Annotated in this window: 19 protein-coding genes and 1 tRNA gene; 17 read left to right on the forward strand and 3 right to left on the reverse strand. The window is 60.3% G+C overall.

Annotated elements, in window-relative coordinates:
- Positions 1 to 82 precede the first annotated feature (82 nt).
- The 9 genes from I8E28_RS05140 to I8E28_RS05180 all read left to right on the forward strand — a co-directional run bounded on the left by I8E28_RS05140 (position 83) and on the right by I8E28_RS05180 (position 10,574).
- Complete coding sequence (locus I8E28_RS05140; protein WP_200786934.1) at positions 83 to 781, forward strand: sugar transferase; 699 nt, start codon at positions 83 to 85, stop codon at positions 779 to 781.
- Positions 782 to 859: 78 nt separating this feature from the next.
- Positions 860 to 1,987 (forward strand): GDP-mannose 4,6-dehydratase, encoded by a 1,128-nt coding sequence (gene gmd / locus I8E28_RS05145; protein ID WP_200786935.1) that lies wholly within the window; start codon positions 860 to 862, stop codon positions 1,985 to 1,987.
- Positions 1,988 to 2,166: 179 nt separating this feature from the next.
- The gene (locus I8E28_RS05150) at positions 2,167 to 3,426 is read left to right on the forward strand and encodes a lipopolysaccharide biosynthesis protein (RefSeq protein WP_200786936.1); all 1,260 of its coding nucleotides are present in this window, start codon (positions 2,167 to 2,169) and stop codon (positions 3,424 to 3,426) included.
- 301 nt (positions 3,427 to 3,727) lie between these two features.
- Positions 3,728 to 4,579, forward strand: coding sequence for a glycosyltransferase (locus I8E28_RS20985; RefSeq protein ID WP_420850236.1), 852 nt, complete (start codon positions 3,728 to 3,730; stop codon positions 4,577 to 4,579).
- Between the two features lie 8 nt (positions 4,580 to 4,587).
- Positions 4,588 to 5,892, forward strand: a complete 1,305-nt coding sequence (locus I8E28_RS05160) for a polysaccharide pyruvyl transferase family protein (protein ID WP_200786938.1) — start codon at positions 4,588 to 4,590, stop codon at positions 5,890 to 5,892.
- Between the two features lie 236 nt (positions 5,893 to 6,128).
- A complete protein-coding gene (locus I8E28_RS05165) occupies positions 6,129 to 7,133 on the forward strand; it encodes a glycosyltransferase (protein WP_200786939.1) in 1,005 nt (334 codons plus the stop codon).
- Positions 7,134 to 7,191: 58 nt separating this feature from the next.
- Entirely contained in the window at positions 7,192 to 8,322 is a 1,131-nt protein-coding gene (locus I8E28_RS05170; RefSeq protein ID WP_200786940.1) for an O-antigen ligase family protein, read from the forward strand.
- Positions 8,319 to 9,395 (forward strand): acyltransferase family protein, encoded by a 1,077-nt coding sequence (locus tag I8E28_RS05175; protein ID WP_200786941.1) that lies wholly within the window; start codon positions 8,319 to 8,321, stop codon positions 9,393 to 9,395. Before I8E28_RS05170 ends, I8E28_RS05175 begins: the two co-directional genes overlap by 4 nt.
- Positions 9,396 to 9,401: 6 nt before the next feature.
- A complete protein-coding gene (locus I8E28_RS05180; protein ID WP_200786942.1) occupies positions 9,402 to 10,574 on the forward strand; it encodes a glycosyltransferase family 4 protein in 1,173 nt (390 codons plus the stop codon).
- A gap of 14 nt (positions 10,575 to 10,588) precedes the next feature.
- On the opposite strand, the gene cysM is transcribed toward I8E28_RS05180, so the two are convergent.
- On the reverse strand, positions 10,589 to 11,500 hold the full coding sequence (gene cysM / locus I8E28_RS05185; protein WP_200786943.1) for a cysteine synthase CysM: 912 nt from the start codon (positions 11,498 to 11,500) through the stop codon (positions 10,589 to 10,591).
- Between the two features lie 42 nt (positions 11,501 to 11,542).
- On the opposite strand from cysM, the gene I8E28_RS05190 reads away from it, so the two are divergent.
- A tRNA-Leu gene (locus I8E28_RS05190) sits at positions 11,543 to 11,629 on the forward strand.
- A 246-nt stretch (positions 11,630 to 11,875) separates the two neighbouring features.
- On the opposite strand, the gene I8E28_RS05195 is transcribed toward I8E28_RS05190, so the two are convergent.
- Positions 11,876 to 12,448 (reverse strand): hypothetical protein, encoded by a 573-nt coding sequence (locus tag I8E28_RS05195; protein ID WP_200786944.1) that lies wholly within the window; start codon positions 12,446 to 12,448, stop codon positions 11,876 to 11,878.
- 134 nt (positions 12,449 to 12,582) lie between these two features.
- Here I8E28_RS05195 and I8E28_RS05200 point away from each other — a divergent pair, with 134 nt between their 5' ends.
- The 6 genes from I8E28_RS05200 (at position 12,583) to I8E28_RS05225 (ending at position 20,250) form a co-directional block, all read left to right on the forward strand.
- Positions 12,583 to 14,841, forward strand: a complete 2,259-nt coding sequence (locus tag I8E28_RS05200) for a YjbH domain-containing protein (protein ID WP_200786945.1) — start codon at positions 12,583 to 12,585, stop codon at positions 14,839 to 14,841.
- A gap of 162 nt (positions 14,842 to 15,003) precedes the next feature.
- Complete coding sequence (locus tag I8E28_RS05205; protein WP_200786946.1) at positions 15,004 to 16,167, forward strand: polysaccharide biosynthesis/export family protein; 1,164 nt, start codon at positions 15,004 to 15,006, stop codon at positions 16,165 to 16,167.
- Entirely contained in the window at positions 16,167 to 16,601 is a 435-nt protein-coding gene (locus I8E28_RS05210) for a low molecular weight protein-tyrosine-phosphatase (RefSeq protein ID WP_200786947.1), read from the forward strand. The genes I8E28_RS05205 and I8E28_RS05210 overlap by 1 nt, the downstream gene beginning before the upstream one ends.
- Positions 16,602 to 16,612: 11 nt before the next feature.
- Positions 16,613 to 18,871: a polysaccharide biosynthesis tyrosine autokinase gene (locus tag I8E28_RS05215; protein ID WP_239027182.1), complete on the forward strand. Its 2,259-nt coding sequence runs from the start codon at positions 16,613 to 16,615 to the stop codon at positions 18,869 to 18,871.
- 21 nt (positions 18,872 to 18,892) lie between these two features.
- Entirely contained in the window at positions 18,893 to 19,450 is a 558-nt protein-coding gene (locus I8E28_RS05220) for an NUDIX domain-containing protein (protein ID WP_200786948.1), read from the forward strand.
- Between the two features lie 2 nt (positions 19,451 to 19,452).
- Entirely contained in the window at positions 19,453 to 20,250 is a 798-nt protein-coding gene (locus tag I8E28_RS05225; protein ID WP_200786949.1) for a WecB/TagA/CpsF family glycosyltransferase, read from the forward strand.
- A 123-nt stretch (positions 20,251 to 20,373) separates the two neighbouring features.
- On the opposite strand, the gene I8E28_RS05230 is transcribed toward I8E28_RS05225, so the two are convergent.
- Positions 20,374 to 20,748, reverse strand: a complete 375-nt coding sequence (locus I8E28_RS05230) for an H-NS histone family protein (RefSeq protein WP_200786950.1) — start codon at positions 20,746 to 20,748, stop codon at positions 20,374 to 20,376.
- A gap of 228 nt (positions 20,749 to 20,976) precedes the next feature.
- Here I8E28_RS05230 and I8E28_RS05235 point away from each other — a divergent pair, with 228 nt between their 5' ends.
- On the forward strand, positions 20,977 to 22,338 hold the full coding sequence (locus I8E28_RS05235) for a tetratricopeptide repeat protein (RefSeq protein ID WP_200786951.1): 1,362 nt from the start codon (positions 20,977 to 20,979) through the stop codon (positions 22,336 to 22,338).
- The last annotated feature ends 1 nt before the right edge of the window (position 22,339 follow it).

Below are 22,339 nucleotides of genomic sequence, written 5' to 3' on the forward strand. Positions count from 1 at the left end.
GCCAAGTCAAACTACGATACATGGCTCAACGTTTGGTTACAGGCGTGGCGGTCACAAGCAATACTAGAAGGCTGGGCGGGGAATGCTGAGAACTGAAGTTTCTGGAGAGGGTGAGCTGACCACTCCACTGCCGTTGGAGCATCGTGTCGCCCACATCACCCTGCCGCTGTGGTTGCGCGCGACGAAGCGTGCGGTGGACGTTCTCGGAGCGGCGTTCTTCTTGATCGGTGGTTTGCCGTGCTTCCTCGTAATTGCGGCAGGCGTGTGGCTGAGTTCGCCGGGGCCGATTTTCTACGTCCAGAAACGGGCTGGGCGTGGAGGGCGCAGTTTTGATTTCTACAAGTTCAGGTCGATGCGCGTCGACTCGGACGACCTGCTCACGTCATTCCTGGACAGCGATCCCGAGGCCAAGCTGCGCTGGCAGCGATACCAGAAGATCGAAAAGGATCCTCGCGTCACGGCGTTCGGCCAGTTCATTCGTCGCACAAGTCTCGACGAATTGCCGCAGTTCTGGAACGTGCTGAAGGGCGACATGAGCCTGGTGGGCCCGCGCCCCTGCATGCCGCAGCAGCGCGATCGGTATGGCGTGTATTGGCACCATTACTGCGCCGTCAAGCCGGGGCTGACGGGCCTGTGGCAAGTCTCGGGCCGAAATCGGCTGACGTATCGTCAGCGAGTGGAACTCGATGCGAAATACGTCGAGACCCTTTCGCCCTGGGGTGACTTCTTCATCTTCTTCAAAACGATCCGCGTTGTTTTGGGCGCAAACGACGCCCACTGAGCTCACGCGCCAACGGCGAATTTCGAGCGGCCGGTTCTCCGGCCGCGTCTGCTTTTGATTCTCTGGGATAAACGAACCATGACCACCACACCGAAGGTCGCCCTGATCACCGGCGTGACCGGCCAGGACGGCAGCTACCTCGCCGAATTCCTGCTGAAGAAGGGCTACATCGTGCACGGCATCAAGCGCCGCGCCAGCCTGTTCAACACCCAGCGCGTGGACCACATCTACGAAGACCCGCACGTGCACCACCCGCACTTCGTGCTGCACTACGGCGACCTCACGGACACCAGCAACCTGATCCGCATCATCCAGCAGACCCAGCCGGACGAGATCTACAACCTGGGCGCCCAGAGCCACGTGGCCGTGAGCTTCGAGTCGCCTGAGTACACGGCCGACGTCGATGCGATGGGCACGCTGCGCCTGCTGGAAGCCATCCGCATCCTGGGGCTGGAGAAGAAGACCCGCTTCTACCAGGCCAGCACGTCCGAGCTGTACGGGCTGGTGCAGGAGACGCCGCAGAAGGAGACCACGCCCTTCTACCCGCGCAGCCCGTACGCGGTGGCCAAGATGTACGCGTACTGGATCACGGTGAACTACCGCGAGTCATACGGCATGTATGCCTGCAACGGCATCCTGTTCAACCACGAGAGCCCGCGCCGCGGCGAAACGTTCGTCACCCGCAAGGTGACGCGCGGCCTGGCCAACATCGCGCAGGGGCTGGACGAGTGCCTGTTCATGGGCAACATCGACTCGCTGCGCGACTGGGGCCACGCGATGGACTATGTGCGCATGCAGTGGATGATGCTGCAGCAGGACCAGCCCGAGGACTTCGTCATCGCCACGGGCGTGCAGGTCAGCGTGCGTGAGTTCATCGCCCGTAGCGCCGCCCGTTTGGGCATCACCCTGAAGTTCGAAGGCAAGGGCGTCGAGGAAGTCGGCGTCGTGGCCTCGGTGACTGGCGACAAGGCGCCCGGTGTGAAGGCCGGCCAGACCATCGTGCGGATCGACCCGCGCTACTTCCGGCCGGCCGAAGTCGAGACCCTGCTGGGCGATCCGACGAAGGCCAAGGAGAAGTTGGGTTGGACCCCGCAGATCACGCTGGACCAGATGATCGACGAGATGATCGCCAGCGACCTTGAAGCCGCCAAGAAACATGCGCTGCTGAAGACGCATGGGTTTAAGGTGGCGGTTAGCCAAGAGTGAGCGCGGCTCGGAGCAGATGGAATATCCGCTGCCGGCAGCGACTTCCGCGTCAATGCTCCTGCTTGCCAAGCGGCAAATGCTTGCCGCTTGGCAAGTTCAACAGAGCCTCCCTACGACCGGTCGTGATCGGCTGCATCTCATTTGTTTTTGTTAGCTGAATAGCGTTCGTAAGGCTCGCATTGCTTAAGCTGCACCTCAGCACGACAGGGTCGCCGGTATGGGCAATCGCTGATCAGCTAATCGTCTCAGGCGGGAGCTTCTGCACTTCTTTGATCGCTGCATACGTGCTGACGAAGAATGGATTTGCAACCTATTCCTTGGCCCTGCTCTCGGTTCAATTCATCTTGTCCTTTGAACGAGCATTGCTCGCCCAGCCATTGGCAGTTCTCGGGGCGACAGAGCAGCCTGAGGCCCTCCTGAGAAGATACAAGACCGTCCTGCAATTGTTGTGGCTGTGCACGCCCGCGGGTTGCTGCGTGTTAATCGCTGCGAGCGCTGCATTCTTCCCAGATGTGTTCGTGCTCGGGGCAACAGCCGCCCTGCTGCTGATCCTCGGTATACAAGAAATATTTCGGCGCTACCTGTACACAGTCCGGAACTTCCGTGCAGCTACGCTATGGAGCTGCCTTACCTACTGCCTGCAACTCGCACTTCTTGCCTCGCTATCAAGCAGCGGAAATGCCCGCAGGGATTCCGGTTTCGAAGTACTAATCGCATGTGCGATCGCTGGAGCACTTCCGCTCGTTCTGTCGCTGGGAAGGCGTCGCCAAAACGTTACGGCAGGTGCCCTACGCGCAACCTTTGTTGAACATTGGAAATTCGCAAAGTGGGTTGTGTATAGCCAACTGGTATTTTGGACCTCTACTCAGGCGTATCCGTTCTTGCTCGAAGGTTATAAGGCAGAAGGCTTGGCTGACTTCTTCGTAGCAAATTCCTTGCTCAACGTTCTGAATGTTTTGAGAACGGCGATTGGCAACTATCTGCCTACACGTGCGTCCGCTGTGCTCAATGATGGGGGTCCGCGCGAGCTCGCCAAGTTCATGTTCCGGAACGTATGGATTTACGCCGCTACGTCACTACTGATCCTCGTGGTGCTTATTTCATCGTCGGCACTTCTGATTGAGACACTCTACGGCGGAAAGTACGCAGCCGCTGCTCCTCTACTCGCCCTAATGTCACTTGCACACCTCGCATACGTGATATCGGCGATTGGCAATGCAATCGGATTGGCATTGCGGGCGACTAAATGGATCTTCATCGGAAATTCACTCGGCGCGGCATTCTCAATGACCATCGGGGTCGCGCTTGTTCACAAATTCGGGGTGTGGGGAGCTGCCGTTGGCTATGTTCTAGCAGCGGCTCTTCCGGCGATTGCGCAAGGAGCAAACGTCGTCTTCACTCTGCGGGAACAGGTCGCAAGCGAGAGCGTCCGTGACTGAGCGCGCGCTGATTCTAGTTGAGCCCATCTTTCGTGGGAGTCGACTACAAGTTCTAGCGAACGTCATTCATGTGGTGCGGTGTCACTCCCAGCGTCCAATAGTGATCGTCACACGCAGAGACTATCGAACTGATCACGCGGTTCAACTCGGAATTCTTTCTATTCCACAAGTTCACATACTGTGCGCAGATACATGCTTAGGAGGGGCATGGAACAAGAAACTTTCGAGAGCTGAGTTCGTGCAGGTTACCCAGGCAATAGCGAGTGCATGTGAACTGAACCCTGGCGCAGATGTAGTTTTCATGGCGCTAGATGAGTACTTGGTTCCGCTTGCATTCGCAAAGCGCACAAGTTGGCGAATCGCAGCGCGGCGAGTGGTTGCCTTCAAATACCGAGTGTGGGCGGATGGCAGGGGCTTTCACGACCACCTGAACCGCGCAGCGACCTCAATCGCACTTTCCCGAACGTCCGGAGAGTTGGTTGTTTTCGACGAGCGTCTACGAGGTACCCGCATTGCGGGGCAGCCTGTCCACATCGTTCCCGATCCTTGGTTTGGCTTGTTCAATGCGGAACTTCGGTCGGAGGCGCGAGCTCGGTTTGGCTTCTCGGAAGAAGACTTTGTGGCACTCACAATCGGTTTTCAAGATGCACGCAAAGGGTTTCCGCTGGTATTGGCGGCCAGTGAAAGGGCGTTACGTGATAGTGGCCGGAAGCTCTTCATAGTCGGCAACATCAAAGAGGAGTTCAAGCCACGATTGCTGGCTCTGAAAGCGAAGTTTCCGGCGCAAATCGTCCATCTCGACCGATTCGTGGAAGAGGGCGAACTGCCTTACGTTTTTGCTGCTGCTGACGTCACTCTTCTGCCATATGCGAAGAGCTTCACTGCTAGTAGTGGAGTCCTACCTCGCAGCTGCGCTTCTAGCGTGCCTGTGATCGCGTGTTCACATGGGCTGGTTGGATATCGAGCCCGAACGTACGACTTGGGGATCGTCATTAATACTGACTGCCCGTCGGCTCTCGCCACTGCAATCGACCAAATGAGTGTCGAGCTCGGAACTAATCGAACAAGGTGGGCCCGTTCGCTAAGCCAGTTCTCACAAGCCACGTCTCTAAGGGCCTTTGAAGAGAGCGTTTGGCCTCTGTTCCACGATTGAGTTCGACCATGAAAATTTCAGTCCTGCACGCATACTCGGATTCGAACAAAGGGGATTTGGCGATCGTTCTTGCGACGGTCAAAGCCTTGAAGTCAAACGCGCCTCACGTTCAAATCTACTTGCATTCGGTATACGCGGCATCCGACCCGAACTTCAGTTTCCATCACAGACACATCGCGGGACATGTGGATGAAGTCTGCTCGCACAGCATTCCGTCGCCATACATCGATGACGCCGCTCACTCAGCGCTTAGGAACGTGCTAGCAGCCGCACGTTTGCTTCGTGACTCCGGCAAGCACTACCTGAATCTCATTCTTGGACCAACGAAATTCCTTCGAAATAGGTCGAATGAGTTGATTCAACAGTCTGACTTAGTTTTGCTGAAAGGTGGTCAGTACATTTATAGCGACCAAGGTGGATTGAGGGGGGTGCTCTACCTCTGGCGAGTGCTGTCTTCTATCCACCAAAGTGCACAGCAAGGCAAGCGAGTGGTCATCATGGGTCAGAGCTTGGGTCCGCTGCCTGATGGTTTGCCGGGGCGGATGGTTGCCAAGGCGCTCAGAAAGTGCGAGTTGGTAGTGGTACGGGAGCGCCTGTCATTAGAACTTGCTCAAAGGCTCATGCATGGCAATACCGCGTCAAAATTGGTACTCGCTCCGGATTTTGCGTTCTTGATAGAACCACGTGAACCGGCAAACTACTCCGAGAAGTTCGCATTCTTGGACGATGGAGATTGGATCGGAGTGACTGTCGTGAACTGGTATTTTCCTGGGAGCCCTGATGTAGCAGCGGCCCGACGGAACTACGAGACTCAGATCATCGAGGCTTGCGTGCAACTGCACCGGGCGCATGGATTCAGAGTCGCTCTCTTCCCGCAGGTCACGGTGCGGCACCATGGTGAAAGCGATCTTGATCTTCTCAAGAGGATCTCGGACGCACTCGAAGCGCGTGATGTGCCCGTTCGGACAGTAGTAGACGACCTCGCGCCCGAGCAACTTAGCTACCTCTATGGCCGTTGTCGAGTGCTGATCGGCACGCGACTTCATTCCTGCATCTTGGCTGCGGTTGCAAGCTGCCCCGTAGTCGCAATTCGATATCAGGGCTTTAAAACTGAAGGAGTTATGGCAGAGCTCGGCATGAGTGAGCATGTCCTTGATATCTCGCATCTGGAAGCGTCTGATTTGACATCAAAGGTCACGGAGCTCGCCGAATCGCGCACGGACGTCAAAAGAAAGATTGACGATCGCGTAGCTCAGATGCGCAAAGACCTGAGCGACTTGGTCGGTGACGTTCTCAGTGAGGACGCGGCGTGAGGGTTCTTCTTTCAGCGTATGGCTGCTCACCAATCCTTGGCTCGGAGCCCGGTGTTGGGTGGCGGTGGGCGAGGGAGCTTTCGCAGGTCTATCAAGTAACCGTTCTCACACATCCGTTCTTTCGCGCCCAAATTGAAAATGAGCTGAGTGCGAGGCCGCTGGCGAACTTGTCAGTCGTCTACTTCGAGCCCCCGGCTCTTGGCGTGCGGCGAAAGCCAGGTTCTTTGAATTCTCGCTTGTACTATGTTGCATGGCAATTGGGTGCCTTCTTCAAGGCACGCAAGCTCTGCATGGGAACGACGTTTGATGTTGTTCACCACATCACCTGGGGCACATTTCGATATCCGAGTTTTCTCGCACTCCTGCGTGTGCCACTCGTATTTGGCCCGGTCGGTGGCGGCGAAAGAACGCCGCTCGGTCTGCTTCGTGGTCTGCCGCTGAAGTCCAAGGTTTTCGAAATTGCGAGAGCCGTCGGTATACATTCGGCACGACTTGACCCACTATGGCGCCTGTTGATCTCTAGAACTTTTTTGATTGCGTGCAAGACCGAGGAGACGCGCGCCTGCATCCCGGCTGCTCACCAAGGAAGAGCGGTAGTGCATGCTGAGATCGGCGCGGAAGTGAAGCCCGCACGAAGCTCGATTCAGAGTCAACGACCGATGACGATCCTCTATGTCGGCCGTCTCGTCGGACTGAAAGGGCTGCATATTAGCCTTCATGCTTTGGCCGACCTAAAGCGGCACGGCATAGCCTTCCGATTTCGACTGGTAGGAGACGGCCCGCACCGCCGAGGGCTTGAGCAACTTGCCTTAGATCTTGGTTTGCGCGACCAAGTAGTCTTCGAAGGCGCTGTGAGTCGTCAGGAAGTCGACAAGTATTACAACGCTTCGGACATTTTCCTCTTCACCAGTCTTCACGACTCAAGCGGGAACGTCATCACTGAGGCACTCTCACATGGCCTGCCAGTAGTTTGTCTGAGCTTGGGAGGGCCCAAGTATTTTGCGAATGATTTAACTGGACGTGTTATCGAAGCAAGAAATCGGACGTTCGAGCAAATCGTTGGTGATCTCTCCAAAGCGCTAGCTGATTTGTGCAACCAACCACAGCTCCGAGAGTCATGTTCCCTCGGAGCGAGGAATCGAGCAACTGAGTTGTCATGGGCTCGCCAAGTGTCGAGTCTCTATCGTTTGATTGAGCAGAGATTGAAATATCGGCGACCCGTGAGGAACTTCGTTGACTAAACTCAGGCTGGTCCTGGCCAGTAGTCTCGGGCTTGTGCTCTTTTGGGCACTCGACCCGATGCGCGTGCTGTTGGAGTTCACTCCGCTGCTCAAGCATGTGCCTGGACTATTCCTAGTGGTGACCGGCGGACTATGGTTGTCACTGGCAAGCCGTCTGAGATCAAACTACAGCGCTGCGGCAATCCGGCCCCACGGAAATCTGAGCGCCAAGGCCGCCCTTGGTTTGGGCTTGTATGTGCTTGTGGGAGCGTTTTACGCGCGGTTCGCACGCGACGTGCAAAACACGTTTCTCACCTTGGGCATATACCTTCTTGCATATCCGGTAATGGCTTGGATTGTTGAACGCACAAACTCTCCACTTACCGTGCTTCGAACGTTGGGGGGGGCCTATGTACTTGGAGCAGTCATGATGGCATCCCTCCAATTGGTGACGGGGGAGCCTGGCCTCTTTCACGCCCGAGAGCATCTCGTAATCGGCCCCTTGGTCTTTTTCTACTTTCGATCGAAGGTCGTTCTGTTCCAACTTGCTGCGTTAATCCTCATCGGGGCTGTGGCAGTTGTCTCAGCGAAAAACACGGCTTATCTGGTGGCGGGATGTTCATTGCTCTACATCATGATCGTCGAGATGGTGCGCTTGACTTCTCGCCTGTCGATGGCTGGTAAGGCGCTTGGATGGTTCGCGCTCGTTGCCACCGTACTCTTTGTCGCCCTGGCGGCAGTCACAGTTAGGGGAACCGGGGAGGGACTGCCGACAGGTAATGTCGAATACCGGTCCGTAATGTACGAGCGCGCCTGGCTGAAGTTTTTGCAGTCGCCAATCGTTGGCGCAGGTTTCGCCGACGCTTCAACCCAAGAATTCGGGGATTATGAGGTCGATGTAAGTACGCAGGTGTTGCCGACGCACAGTGATCCACTAGACATTCTTGGCAACGGCGGCCTTTTGGCATTCGCCCTGTGGTTAGCGATCTACCTCGGCTTCTTCTCCCATTGGCGTCGTTCAATCACGACGCAAAAGACGACTATCAGACGATCGGACCGGGCTTGGCTTCATGTGCTTTCATGTTGCGCATGGTGCGCACTACCAACTGTTGCCTTCAATCCCGTGCTGAATAGTCCCAATCTCGCCCTGGCGACGTGGATCTGCGCAGGTGCGGCTTACGGCTTCTTTCGGCGACAAGAAATAAGGTGAATGTGGTGGGGTGTTTACGTGTTTTTCTTGCTCTCGCTGTTGTGCTTGTTCATGGTGAGATACTTCCGTTCACCATTTTTCCGGCCGACGCCGCCGTCCAGATTTTTTTCATGATTTCTGGGTTTTATATGGCGCTCGTGCTGAACACGAAGTACATGGGTTCAGACAGCAATATCGAGTTCTACCTCGGCCGTGTTTGGCGACTCGCTCCAACTTTCTTAGCTTGCGCTCTATTTGCTTTAGTGTTGACGTCGGCGGGACTGAAGCCCCATCTGAGATGGCATAGTCCCTCAGACTTACCATTCTCCGCGATGCTTCTGATCTGTCTTTCGCAAGTGGTTCTTGTTGGGCAAGACGCGGTACATTTTCTAACGGTTGACGGGACTAGCGGCCTGCGGTTCACTTCGGATTTCGCTGCTGAATCGCTGCAACTTTGGCAGTACCTGCTCATTCCCCAAGCATGGTCGCTTTCCGTTGAAGTCTATTTCTACTTGTTTGCACCGCTGCTCTTGCGGTGCGGGCCGCGAATCCTGTTTGCCGCGCTTGTCGGCTCTTTTTTCCTGCGCCTATTTATAGCGGGGACGTTTGGGCTCCGCTTTGATCCTTGGTCCTATCGGTTCTTCCCTTCTGAGTTGCTCTTCTTTGTGGCGGGAGCGATCGCCTATCTGGCTTCGAAACGAAGCGTTTCGATGTGGTTGCATGTATTCGCTGCCTTACTCATTTTTGTGGCTACGAATGTAGGTCGCGTAGGTTTGGGTGGACGGCTTTTCTTCCTTAGTCCCATTGTCACGACCGGTGTGTTGTTCGCGCTTCCGGTGCTGTTTTCAGTTACCAAGAATTGGGAGTGGGACCGCCGCCTCGGTGATCTGTCCTATCCGATCTATGTGTCTCACATGTTGGTCATTTCGCTAGGCGCTTCGATCTTCCCGATGCGGGACGTTCTTTTCAAAACGTTCGTTATTGTGCTTGTCGTGCTGACTTCATTGGCGTTGATTAGATTCGTCGAGGGTCCATTAGAACAATATCGGAAATCCCGTCGGTGTCGAGTCGCACTGACGGCAACTGGTGTCTGAGATACCATGAGGATTTTGATCGTTCATAACAAATATCAGCAGCGGGGCGGCGAAGATGTTGTTGTTGAATCTGAGGCGGCGCTTCTCCGGGAAGCCGGACATGAGCTCGAGCTATTTTCCACAGATAACAATGTACTGATGGGGGCGTTCGCGAAGCTTGTCAGTGCCGTAGGTGTGGTGTTCTCAATCCCGGTTTACATACGTATTCGCCGCATCTTGAGAACGTTCAAACCAGATGTGGTTCATGTTCATAATTTTTTCCCTCAGATATCTCCTTCTGTCTTTTACGCCTGCAGCGCGAATAAAGTCCCTGTAGTTTTCACGCTTCATAATTTCCGCATTATTTGCCCGACCGCGCTGCTAATGCATGACGGACGGATTGAAGAGAAAAGCGTGATTGATGGTCCTTGGTGGGCAGTCGCCAAGCGTGTGTACCGCGGCTCATTCAGTGCTTCGCTTCTTCTTGCGTTGATGATCTATGTCCACAGGCGAATCGGTACGTGGAAGAAAAAAGTGAGCGTCTTCATCGCGCTGACCGAATTTTCCGCTCTCAAGTTCCAAGCTTGGGGGCTTCCTGCAGACAAACTGACGTGCAAGCCCAACTTCGTTCTGCGTCGTTCGAAATCGCAGATTTCGCAACAACGTCGTGGGTTTCTCTTTGCCGGAAGATTGAGCGAAGAGAAGGGCATCGACGTGATGCTCAAAGCGGCCAAAGAGTTCCGAGGTGAGGAAATCCGGGTCGCCGGAGATGGTCCGCTGGTTGCTGATGTATCGAGCTCGGGCTTGACGCACCTCGGGCGGATAGGTTCTGAGGAGCTTGCCGAGGAAATGCTGAGAGCGAGAGCGCTCGTCTTGCCAAGTCTTTGGTTCGAAGGGCTACCGATGGTCCTTGTCGAGGCGTACTCACTTGGATTGCCAATCATCGCAAGCAATCTAGGATCTTTGGCCACCCTCGTCGAACATGGAGTGACAGGGCTGCTATTCGTGGCCGGCGATGCGGAAGATCTAGCCTCTAAGCTTCGCTGGGCTACGGAAAATCCTGTCGCGATGGAGCGTATGGGCGAAAACGCCCGTGCGAAGTACGAGAGGGAGTTCTCTCCCGAGCGGAATCTGATTCTGCTAGAACGGATCTATGTGCGTGCAATCAGCGCGACCGCAACGGCGGGTAGCGAGATCTAGTCTTGCGCGTGAGGCTAAGCCGGGAAAACGCCGGTGGACAGATACCGGTCGCCGCGATCACAAATGACAAACACAATCGTCGCTTCCTTCGACTTTGCAGAGATTTGCTGCGCGACCCAGCAGGCTCCCGCCGCAGAGATACCAGCGAAAATTCCCTCCTCTCGCGCGAGTCGGCGGCACATCTCCTCGGCGTTGGATTGGCTTACAGAGACCTGCTCGTCAACGGCCGACGGGTCATAGATCTTCGGCAGGTACTCCTCGGGCCATTTGCGAATGCCCGGGATGCGTGAACCCTCGCTGGGCTGCGCACCGATGATGCGCACCTTGGGGTTCTTCTCCTTCAGGAACCGTGACACGCCAGTGATGGTGCCGGTGGTCCCCATCGCACTGACGAAATGTGTAATGCGCCCGCCTGTCTGCTCCCATAGCTCAGGACCCGTCGTCTCATAGTGGATGCGGGGATTGTCGGAGTTGGCAAACTGGTCGAGCACGCGCCCCTTGCCTTCTCGCTGCATGTTCTCGGCCAGGTCGCGCGCGTACTCCATGCCGCCGCTCTTTGGCGTGAGCACCAGTTCGGCGCCGAATGCCTTCATGGTTTGCGCGCGCTCAATAGAGAGGTCCTCCGGCATGATCAGAACCATGCGGTAGCCCTTGATGGCAGCTGCCATCGCGAGCGCGATACCCGTGTTGCCTGACGTCGCCTCGATGAGCGTGTCACCGGGCTTGATCTCGCCGCGTTCTTCGGCGCGCCGGATCATCGACAAGGCCGGGCGATCCTTCACGGATCCTGCAGGGTTGTTGCCTTCGAGCTTGCCGAGGATGACATTGCCCCGCGCCTTGTTCTCGATTGCGCCAATGCGCTGCAGTGCGACGAGTGGAGTCTTGCCAACTGCGTCTTCAATAGTGGGGTAGGTGCCGGGCTTCATGCAGGCACTGTGCCACAATCGAAATCCTGCGATCCCAACGCTGCCGGAGTGGCGAAATCGGTAGACGCAGCAGACTCAAAATCTGCCGGTGGCAACACCGTGCCGGTTCGATTCCGGCCTCCGGCACCATCCCCGCGACCACAAAAAAGACGCCCGGCTTGCAGCCGGGCGAAGAACCTCCATGGCTGGGGCCGCAACCAAGATCGACCCCGATGCCACTTTGGGCTCGGGGTGGCAGGCGGAAAGTAAGGCTCAGCCATTCCTCAAGCTCGGCCGGAATCGCGCCACCGCGTAGGAAATCACCGCACCCGGAAAGCGAAAGGCCCGCTGACGCGGGCCTTTTCTACATCACGGGTGGGATCGCCACCCAATGCTTTAGCCGGTCACTGGCTTCAGCGTCACGGTCGTGACGATGTTCCCGTTGAGCGTCAGAGCTCCGCCCGGGTTGACGCCGACCGTCACTGAGGCGCCGACAGACGACGCGGCGCCAAGGACCAGGGCCACGCTACGGCTCGTGGCCACGCCGTTCGCGACAGCCCCAGCCGTGGCGACGTTCAGGTTGCACGGGTTGACGGTGACCGTCTTGCCGGTCGCCAGCGCGTGCGACGCCGGGAAGCTCGAAGTGGTCACTACGAAGATGCAGGAGCCGAACTGCAGGTTGCCGGTGGCCGAATTGTTGCCCTCCGCAATGGCGAACGTGGGAGCGGCTCCGCCGTTGAGGGTGACCGTCGTTGCAGCCGTCGTGCCCAGGGGGGCTGCGCCGCCCGTGAACGTGAACGCTTGGCCGGTCACTGCCGTCACCAGCGCGGCGCCGGTCGTCGGATTCACGGACAGGCTGGTGTCGCTGGCGGCCACAAGGGTCGTCGGCGCGTCGTCGCCACCGCCACCGCCGCAGGAAGCCAGCGTTGCGACCGCCACCACGGCGGCCAGTTTCCAGATGCTCTTCATACCCTCGTTCCCCACTGTTTGGATAAGCAAGTGGGCGAGCGTACACGGCATGTCACAGATCGTAAATAGCCGGAAAGCCACGCCCTCGGCAATTCCCGCACAAGTGGACCGCGTCTGTACCATTCGCACCCTTCATGCGCGCCCGCCTCCTGCTCCCCATCGCCGCGGCTTTCGTGGCATCTCCCGCACTCGCCGTCGACACCACGCTGACCGGCGCGGGTTTTTCCGGACTAGGCATCACGCCGACGGCCGGCTTGCTGTCCTGGGGCAACCTGGGCACCAGCTATGAGAACCAGGTGTCCGGCATCGCGCGGAACACCAGTGGCCACAACCTCGCGCTCGGCGTCGGATTGCTCCCCAACATGGAAGTGGCGGGGCGTCTCGCGACCAACTCCCTGCACGACAACTGCTTTTTTTCCGCCGGCGGTTGCGGCGCCCGCGACCTGTCAGCTTCTGGAAAGTTCGGCATCGGCCTCGACACTGCCGGCCGCTGGAATGCGGCTGTGGGCATCACCGACGTCGGCGGCTCGGTCACCTACTTCCGCAGCTACTACGGCGTCCTCACGTACGACACCGGTCCGTTCCAGGCCAGCGGCGGCTTGGCGAAGCGCAGCGGGCGAGGGATCAATGGATCGGCGTCGCCCCTGTCCGGTGCATTCGCTTCGCTCGCTTGGCAGCCGATGCCCTTGCTGCGGGCGCACGTGGAATACAGCGATGGCAAGGCGTGGGCAGGAGCCCGCGTGTTCGCGCCTCAAGCCTGGCTGCCCGAGGGCTGGGGGGTGTCTGCGGGTGTCAATGCATCACTGAACCGGTCGCCGCTCACGCAGCGCACGTGGTGGAACGCCGCGCTCACGGTTCCGCTGTACAAGGTGCCGGCGATGCCTGGGCGAGACAAGGCTCCTTTGCTGCCGCTGCAGGAAGGACAGAGGCGGGAGCCAAGCTATGAGGCCCGAGCGGGCTTGTCGAGTCCGGGTACGGAATCGAAGAAGGCAGAAGCGCTGGACCCCCGCGTTCAGGGGGATGACAAGAAGGAAGCGGTGCGTTCCCGCCTCCGCGGGAACGACGGGGCTGCGCCGGGCGGCGCCGCGGCGTCACCGTCTGATGCGCAGTTGCAGGCGCTCGCCAACGCACTGCAAGCGAAGGGGCTGCAGGACATCTGGGTGGGGCGTACCGCCGATGGCATGGTGGCGGTCCGTGTCGAGAACGGCAGCTGGCAGTGGAATTCGGCCGATGCACTCGGCGTAGCGCTAGGCGTGGTCGCGCGCAACTTGAGCGAGTCCAGGTCGGGTTACCGGTTGGTGCTGACGGTGCGGCAGGTGCCGTTGGTGGCGGTGACCGGCCAGGCCGACTGCCTGCGCGAATGGATCGAGCAGCCGTCCAACACCTGTACCGCGGGGCAGCTGTCGACGCCCGGCTCGCAGCCTTTGCGCGACATTCACGACGGTGCCGTGTGGCTGGTGCAGCGGCAGAACCCGGGCTGGCAGACGCTGCGGGTGTCCATCAGTCCCGTGGTGCGCACCAATTCGGGCACCGAGTTCGGTGCGTTCGATGCCTCCGTGGGCGCGAACATCAAGGCGCAGCTCCCACTGTGGGCCGGTGCGAGCGTCGAAGGCGCTGTCGACGTGCCGATCGACCAGTCGCGGAACTACGAACCCGAAGGCGTCTTCGGCGAGCAGCGCGTGCGCTCTGGCATCGAGCGCCTGGCGTTCACGCAGACGACCCGCGTGCCCGTGGAGCGATGGCTAACGGGTGCGCAGGACCAACGTTGGAGTCCTGGGGCGGTCACGGCGCAAGTCACGGCGGGGCGGGTTGGCCGTTTCTATGACGGCGCACTCGCCGAGCTACGGTGGGAGCCGGGTGAAGGCCGACATCGCCTGTCTGCGATGGCCGGTGCCCTCCGCAACAACGAGTACATGGGCGGCCTGGGTCCCCTGGGCGGCGTCCGGCGTGCCATGCCCGTGATTGGTAGCTATCGGTACAGCGTCATGGCGACGCGCACCGACCTCGAGGCGACTGCCGGCCAATTCATGAACAACGACCGTGGCCTCCGCGTCGGGCTGCGCCAATGGTTTGCGGACACGGCGGTGAGCGTCTTCTACAAGCGCACGACCACGGACGGCAATCCGGCGCGTCAGCTTGTCGGATTGGAGTTGTCGATTCCGATCGGCCCACGTCGTGATTGGCAGCCTTTGCCTCACCTGCAGGTTGGTGGCACATCTCGCTTTGCGATCGGGAGGGAAACCACCGTGAGAGAGAGCGGCAGCAATCCGATCCGCCGGGGCCGCGCCGAGTTGCCGCCAACGCCTGACCTGAACGCCGTCTTCAACTCGGACCGGTCCGGCTTGGCGTACTTCGAGGACAACCTCCGCCGCATTCGCGACGCCGCCCGCTAATGGACTCGTAAGCAGTGGCACTCCACGCCACTGCCATGAACTTGTGCGCACATTGCCGCAGAGTGCCGCGCAAGTGAGTCCCTGCTCTAGGGAAACCCCGATGAGTAGGCTAAAGTTCGGCTGGCTTCAATTTGTAACAAGAACGATACCGAGGACTTGGGGATGCCCATTTCGCGTCTGAGCGCCACCTTCCGAGCAGGTGGCGCTGTGCTGTTGCTGTTGGTTCTGCAGGGTTGTGCCGTGGTCACCGCGCCTGGCTTCGACTATGCCGATCCCAAGTCGCGCACGAGCATCACCCTGGGGCAGTACGTGCCGGGCGATGCGAACAATCCGCCGCAGGGCGTCGTCACTCCCATCACGCCTGCTCTCGTGCAAGCGCAGGTGCAGGCGAGGCCCAAGGAAGTGTCTGCCGATGTGCGTCGGCTGTTCGGTGCGCCGAAGCCCTACACGATCGGCCCCAGCGACATCATCGGCGTCATCGTCTATGACCACCCCGAATTGCTGCCGAATGCAGGCGCTGTCATCTCGCAGCAGGCCGACCCGACCGGGATCACCAGCGCTCCTGGCTTCATCGTCGGCGCGGATGGACAGATTTCCTTCCCCTTCATCGGTCGCGTGAAGGTTGCGGGCCTGACGGAAAACGAAGCCACGGACCAGATTCGAGGCAGGCTCGCCAAGTACATCAAAGACCCGCAGGTGACGGTGCGGATCACCTCGTTCCGCAGCAGACGCGCGTACGTGGACGGCGAAGTCAAGAACCCGGGGGCGCAGATCTTCACGGACGTCCCGATGACGTTGCCGGAAGCAATCAATCGCGCTGGCGGCATCACGCCGGCCGGCGACCGGTCTTCGGTGACGCTGACCCGTGGCAACCAGACGACCCCGATCGACCTGCTGCAGTTGCAGGACCTCGGATTCAACGCGAACGACATCATTCTCGAGAGCGGCGACTTGGTGACGGTTCGCAGCCGAGAGGACAGCAAGGTGTTCGTCATGGGCGAAGTCACCAAGCAATCTGCCGTCGTGATGCGCAACGGACGTCTCACCCTGAATGAAGCTCTGGGTGAAGTGGGCGGCGCAAACCTCACGACCGCCAATACCCGCCAGATCTACGTGATCCGGAACACGGCACAAGGCAATTCGCCGGCAGTCTTTCATCTCGATGCGGCATCGCCGACGGCACTTGCATTGGCCGAGACCTTCGCTCTTCGCCCGCGCGACGTGGTCTACATCGACCCGGTGCCGCTGGTGAACTGGAACCGCATCGTGAGCCTCATCCTGCCGAGTGCGTCGGCCTTGAACCAGGGCGCCAGCGCCCTTCGCTGATGAACAGCATCGTCGTTCTCTGCGAAGGCAACATCTGCCGCAGCCCCATGGCCGAGGCGTTGCTGGCCAAGGCGCTGCCGGAAGTGCAGGTCCGCAGTGCAGGCCTGGGCGCCCTGATCGGTCGCCCCGCAGACGACACGGCCGTGAAGCTGATGCAGGAAGAGGGGATCGACATTCGTTCCCATCGTGCTGTCCAGGTCACTCGTGACCTGTGCATGGCTGCGGACGTGGTGTTCGTCATGGACGACGAGCAGCGCGCGCGCGTCGAGGGGTTCTATCCGCAAGTACGTGGCCGGGTGTTTCGCATCGGCCGCTTCATCAACCAGGACGTGCCGGACCCGTACCGGCAACCGGAAGCTGCATTCCGCTCCTCGCTCGCCGTGCTGAAGGCCGGGATCGCGGAATGGCTTCCCCGCATCCGACAAATTCAATGAGGGAGGCAGCCATGAATGCGCCACTCCAATTCCAGCCCAACCTGGTGATGCAGCAGCCCGCGCCGCAGCAGACCGCCGATGACGGCGATGAAGTCAATCTGCTCGAGTACTGGGACATCATCGTCGACAGTCGCAAGCTAGTTGGCGCCATTTCGGCGCTCGCGCTTGCTGCAGGTCTGGCTTATGCGTACTTGGCCACGCCTGTCTACGAGTCGAACCTCCTGATCCAGGTCGAGGACTCGCAGACATCCGCCAAGAGCGTCCTGGGTGAGGCGGCGAGCCTGTTTGACGTCAAGACGCCAGCAACGGCGGAGATGGAGATCATCCGATCGCGGATGATCGTCGGACGCGCTGTCGACAAGACGCTCATCCATATCTCGGCGCGGCCTAAGCGATTGCCGGTGGTCGGCAACTGGCTGTCGCGTCGGGCGACTGAGTTGTCGAATCCGATGATGTTCGGTTGGACGACCGGAACGGAACGGATCCAGGTCAGTGAATTCGAAGTGACCCCATCGCTGGAAGACACTCCCTTCACCCTGATTGTTCTGGGTGGCGGCAAGTACGAACTGCGGAATGAGGATCTCGCGAAGCCTCTGCAGGGTGTCGTTGGTGAATCCCTCAAGGCGCAGGTCTTTGGCGCACCTTTCGCCTTGACCGTGGCGGAACTCGAGGGGAAACCGGGCGCTGTCTTCGAGCTTCAACGTTCATCGAGACAAGAAACCGTGGAGCGCTTGCAGGACAGGCTCAAGCTCTCGGAAAAAGGCCGCCAGTCGGGTGTGATAGACGTTTCCCTGCAGGACAACAACCAGGCGCGACTCGCCTTGGTCTTGAACACCATTGGCGAGGAGTACGTTCGACAAAACGTGGACCGCAAGTCCGCTGAGGCGGAGAAGACGCTCGCATTCCTCGACATCCAGCTTCCCCAGTTCAAGAAGCAATTGGAGCAGGCGGAGGAGACGTACAACAAGTACCGCAACAAGCAGGGCACGGTGGCGCTGGACGAAGAAGCGAAGCTTGCGCTGGGCCAGACCGTCGATCTGCAAAGCAAGCTGCTGGAGGCGCAGCAGAAGCGTCGCGAGCTGATTTCTCGCTTCACGCCTGAGCATCCGACTGTTAAGACGTTGGACGCGCAGATCGGCGGTTTCAACGCACAAATCGCTGCCCTGAATTCTCGCGTGAAGAACCTTCCGCTCGTGCAGCAAGACGCTTTCCGCCTTGAGCGCGACGTGAAGGTCAACAACGAGCTCTATCAGCAGTTGCGTAATAGCGCCCTGCAGCTTCAGCTGGTGCGTGAAGGGAAGGTCGGCAACGTGCGCCTGATCGATGCGGCGGTCGTTGCGGAGGTTCCGGTCCGCCCCAAAAAGTCTGTCGTGGTGGCGATGGCTCTCGCCATCGGCGTTTTGGGCGGCATTCTGATTGCGCTCGCCAGGGCAGCTTTCTTCCGGGGCGTGCGGAGTCCGCAGGAGATCGAGGCCCAAACTGGGCTGAGTGTGTACAGCACGATTCCGTTGAGCTCTGCGCAGGAAAGCATGGCCGCGCTCGTGGCCCAGAAAGCTCCCGGGCGCCACATTCTTGCCGAGACGGCACCGCGCGACGTCGCAATCGAAGCGCTTCGCAGCCTTCGGACTGCGCTTCAGTTCGCGATGCTGGAGTCCACCAACAATCGCGTGCTCATTACGGGTGGTACGCCCGGCGTGGGCAAGAGCTTCGTCTCCGCCAACTTCGCAGCGGTCATGGCCAGCGCTGGGAAGCGCGTCCTGCTGATCGACGCCGACATTCGCAAGGGTCACTTGAACCAGTACTTCGGCATCGCGCGCGAAGGCGGGCTGTCCGAGCTGATCACGGGCGGTGTGACGAAGGAACAGGCAATCCGCCGCGCTGTCCTGCCAAACCTGGACGTCATCCCGACGGGCACGCTGCCCCCCAACCCAGCGGAATTGCTCGTGAGCTCCGCGTTCGGCTCGCTGATCGAATCCCTCTCGGCTGATTACGACTTGGTCATCATCGACAGCGCTCCCGTTCTGGTCGCCGCGGACACGCTCTCGATCGCCAACATGGCCGGCGCGCTGTTCCTGGTCGCCCGCGCGGGTCAAACGTATGTCGGCGATCTGCACGAGAGCGCACGGCGGCTGCTCCATGCTGGCAAGGCGCCCACTGGCGTGCTGTTCAACGCGCTGGATCTCTCGCAGCGCCACTACGGCAAGTACGGCTACAAGTACGGCACGTACAACTACGCCAATTACAACTACAAGTACGGTTCGACCAACTGACTCCAACAGTCGGGAGCAGCCGTGCAGCAGTCGTACAAGTTTTGCCCCAGCTGCGCGACGGCGCTGCAGGCGATCACGCAGGCCGAGGACGGTGGTCCCAAGGAACGCCTTCGCTGCCCTGCCTGCGGCTGGACCCACTGGAACAATCCGACGCCTGTCCTGGCGGCAGTGGTCGAGTACCAGGGCAAGGTCCTGCTCGCGCGTAATGCCGCCTGGCAAGGGAAGATGTTCGCGTTGATCACCGGCTTCATGGAAGCTGGTGAGGCTCCCGAGCAGGGCGCCGTGCGCGAGGTCAAGGAAGAGACGAACCTCGACGTGCTCGAGACATCGCTGCTCGGTGTCTGGGACTTCCAGCGCATGAACCAAGTGATCATCGCGTACGGCGTGAAAGCGACGGGCGACGTTCGCTTGTCTCCCGAATTGGCGGAGTACCGGTTGTACGAGCCGGCCGATGTGCGGTGCTGGCCTGCAGGCACGGGATACGCAATGGCGGAGTGGCTGCGCAGGCGCGGGCACGAACCGCAGTTCATGGACTGGCCGCGAAGCAGTCCGGCAAGTTCAGACAAGAAAGTTGATTGAGAATGCTCGCAAACAGCGCCCGTGTAGCAGTCCTGGACACACCCATCGCTGTCGGTTCGTTCGACGCCGCGCTGGAACAGATCTCGGCTTGGGCTGAAGGGCGTGAGTCGCGCTCGGTCTTCTTCTGCAACGTTCACGTCGTCACGACGGCCCGCATGGAGCCTGAGTTCGCTACGTGCTTGCGCAAGGCAGATCTGTGCCTGCCGGATGGTTCACCCGTGGCGCGCCTCGTTCGGCAAGCTGGGTATCCGAACCAGACGCGCGTCAGCGGACCGGACGTGATGGAGAGCTACCTGCGGCTTGCGAACGGACGCCGCGAGTCGGTGTTTCTCTATGGCAGCACGCCGGAAACGCTGGACAAGCTGACCGCGAAGCTGAAGGCGGAGCACCCCGACCTCACCGTGCACACCTACTCGCCGCCGTTTCGCGAACTCACCGCGGAAGAAGATGCCGGGATCGTCGACATGATCAACAAGTCGGGCGCCGGGACGGTGTGGGTCGCGCTGGGCTGCCCGAAGCAGGAGCGCTTCATCATCGAGCACCAGGGCCGCATCAAGGCGGTGATGCTCGGCGTCGGTGCCGCATTTGCTTTCCATGCCGGCGTGATCAGCCGTGCGCCGGAGTGGATGCAACGTAGCGGGCTCGAGTGGCTACATCGCCTGGTCACCGACCCGAAGCGCCTTTGGAAGCGCTATCTGGTGACGAACACCGCGTTCCTGTACTACGTGGCGATGGGCAAGTTGACTGGGTCGCGCAAGTCGACCGCGGTGGACATCGAGCAAGAGCAGCGCGCTAACTGAGCATGGATTCCGGCCTTCGCCGGAATGACAAGTCGGGGGCGGCGTTGTCATTGCGGGCTTGACCCGAAATCCATGGGTGATCGAGCATGGATTCCGGCTTTCGCCGGAAAGACAAGGCTGGGGTTAGACCCGGTACTGCTCCAGATCCTTCCCCTGCGCCAGCAGGGCCTGCACCCAACCCGGCTTGCGCCCACGCCCGCCGCCCCAGGTCTCGCCATTCGGGCCGCGGTACTTCACGACTTTCTGCGCTTGCGCGGCCTTGCTGCGGCTCTGGCGGCCTTTGGCGGATGACACGCCGCCGCCGCCGCCGCTGCCGCCCATGCCCAATTCCTTGGCCGTGTAGCCGTATTCCTTGATCAGCGAGCGCGCCAGCTCCAGGTTGTCCTGGCGTTCCTTGACGCGGATCGATTCGGCTTCGCCCAGGAGTTGCTGGGCGCGCTGCTGCGCGTCGGCCAAAAGCTTTTCGGCTTGTTCTTGCAATTCGCGGTAAGTGGTCATGAGGCCCTCCGGATAGATAGTGAATTATGGGGGAGCCATTCCGTCGGCAATTGATCTATCGGTCTGCCGCGAGGAACCACCGGAAAGCGGTGGGTCCCCGCCTTCGCGGGGACGACGGGGCAGCCCCCTCATTCGCGGGGGTGGATGCATCTTTCAGCCAATCCGCCTTCCGGATGAATTGACCCGCCTCGCGTGTGCATGCCACCATGCCGAGAGGACGGAGGGGTCATGGTGATTACATGCTGGTGGAAGCGCATTGCTTCCGTGTCGGTGCTTTGCCTGCCGCTTGCCACGCAAGCGGCATCTGCGGACGACGTCAAGTCGCTCACCGAAGCGGGGAAGGCCGCCGAGGCCTACGCGCTGGGCAAGAAGCATCCGGAGTTGCTGGGCCAGCCCGGCTTCGACCTGTTCTTCGGCGCCGCGGCCATCCAGGCCGGGCACGTCGCCGAAGGCGTGCTGGCCCTCGAGCGCTACCTGCTCGCCGCCCCCAACGACGGCACGGCGCGCCTGCTGCTCGCGCGAGGCTACTTCCTGCTGGGGGAGGACGCCCGAGCGCGCACCGAGTTCGACGACATCGCCAAGAGCTCGCCGCCGCCCGAGGTGGCCGTCGCCGTCGACCGCTACCTGGACGCCATCCGCACCCGCGCGTCGCGCAACACGCCCACCACCAGCGCGTTCGTCGAACTGGGCGTCGGGCGTGACAGCAACGTCAATGCCGGTCCCGCGCAGGCCAACGTCTTCATCCCCGGCTTCGGCGTGCAGCCCCTGGCCGAAAGCAGCATGAGGACCGCGTCCGGCTTCGCGTCGGCCGCTGCCGGCGTCGCCTACAACCACCCGATCGCCCCCGGCGTGCTGCTGTTCGTGCAGGGCCAGGGCGAGCGCCGGTTCCACAACGACGGCGACACCCACCAGTTCGAAGTCGGCAACTACAACATCGCCGGTGGCGTGTCCCTGCTGCACGACCAGGGCGTGCTGCGCGCCGGCCTGGGCTACGGGCTGGTCACCGTCGGCTCGCGCAACTTCCGGCGCGCCAACAGCGTGTCGGTCGAATGGCAGCAGCGCATCGACGACACGCAGTCGCTGACCCTCGGCGGGCAGTACGCGCGCTTCAACTACGGCACCACGGAAAGCATCGCCGACGGCATCAGCACGCTGGTGGACAACAGCGCGCGCGACGCCGACTTCACCGGCATCAGCGCCGTCTACAAGCGCACGTGGGCCACGGCATGGAGCCCGCTGCTCACGCTGGCCCTGAACATGGGCGACCAGCGCTCGCGCACCGGCCACGATGAACTGGTGCCGCGCACGCTGGGCGCCAGCGCGTCGCTCAACCTGTCGCCGCTGCCCAAGTGGGGCGTGCTGGTGGGCTACTCGTACCAGCAGAGCAAGTACCACGGCGAGGACTTCTTCACCTCGCCCGACAGCCGCCGCGACCGCTTCCACGCCATCGACCTGGGCCTCACGTACCTGTGGTCGCGCCACCTGTCGTTCCGCGCCGAGGCGCAGCTGTCCAGGAACCGGTCCAACGCCGACGTCTACGCGTTCCCGCGCAACGTGTTCGCGCTCAAGGCGCGCTACGAGTTCAAGTAGG

The sequence above is a fragment of the Ramlibacter algicola genome, from assembly GCF_016641735.1.
Classification (GTDB): Bacteria; Pseudomonadota; Gammaproteobacteria; order Burkholderiales; family Burkholderiaceae_C; genus Ramlibacter; species Ramlibacter algicola.

Bases quoted from the DNA above. Each gene is read 5' to 3' on its own strand.
- I8E28_RS05140 (WP_200786934.1), top strand. From the start codon at position 83: ATGCTGAGAACTGAAGTTTCTGGAGAGGGTGAGCTGACCACTCCACTG.
- gmd (WP_200786935.1), top strand. From the start codon at position 860: ATGACCACCACACCGAAGGTCGCCCTGATCACCGGCGTGACCGGCCAG.
- I8E28_RS20985 (WP_420850236.1), top strand. From the start codon at position 3,728: ATGGCGCTAGATGAGTACTTGGTTCCGCTTGCATTCGCAAAGCGCACA.
- I8E28_RS05160 (WP_200786938.1), top strand. From the start codon at position 4,588: ATGAAAATTTCAGTCCTGCACGCATACTCGGATTCGAACAAAGGGGAT.
- I8E28_RS05170 (WP_200786940.1), top strand. From the start codon at position 7,192: ATGCGCGTGCTGTTGGAGTTCACTCCGCTGCTCAAGCATGTGCCTGGA.
- I8E28_RS05180 (WP_200786942.1), top strand. From the start codon at position 9,402: ATGAGGATTTTGATCGTTCATAACAAATATCAGCAGCGGGGCGGCGAA.
- cysM (WP_200786943.1), bottom strand. From the start codon at position 11,500: ATGAAGCCCGGCACCTACCCCACTATTGAAGACGCAGTTGGCAAGACT.
- I8E28_RS05195 (WP_200786944.1), bottom strand. From the start codon at position 12,448: ATGAAGAGCATCTGGAAACTGGCCGCCGTGGTGGCGGTCGCAACGCTG.
- I8E28_RS05200 (WP_200786945.1), top strand. From the start codon at position 12,583: ATGCGCGCCCGCCTCCTGCTCCCCATCGCCGCGGCTTTCGTGGCATCT.
- I8E28_RS05205 (WP_200786946.1), top strand. From the start codon at position 15,004: ATGCCCATTTCGCGTCTGAGCGCCACCTTCCGAGCAGGTGGCGCTGTG.
- I8E28_RS05210 (WP_200786947.1), top strand. From the start codon at position 16,167: ATGAACAGCATCGTCGTTCTCTGCGAAGGCAACATCTGCCGCAGCCCC.
- I8E28_RS05215 (WP_239027182.1), top strand. From the start codon at position 16,613: ATGAATGCGCCACTCCAATTCCAGCCCAACCTGGTGATGCAGCAGCCC.
- I8E28_RS05225 (WP_200786949.1), top strand. From the start codon at position 19,453: ATGCTCGCAAACAGCGCCCGTGTAGCAGTCCTGGACACACCCATCGCT.
- I8E28_RS05230 (WP_200786950.1), bottom strand. From the start codon at position 20,748: ATGACCACTTACCGCGAATTGCAAGAACAAGCCGAAAAGCTTTTGGCC.
- I8E28_RS05235 (WP_200786951.1), top strand. From the start codon at position 20,977: ATGGTGATTACATGCTGGTGGAAGCGCATTGCTTCCGTGTCGGTGCTT.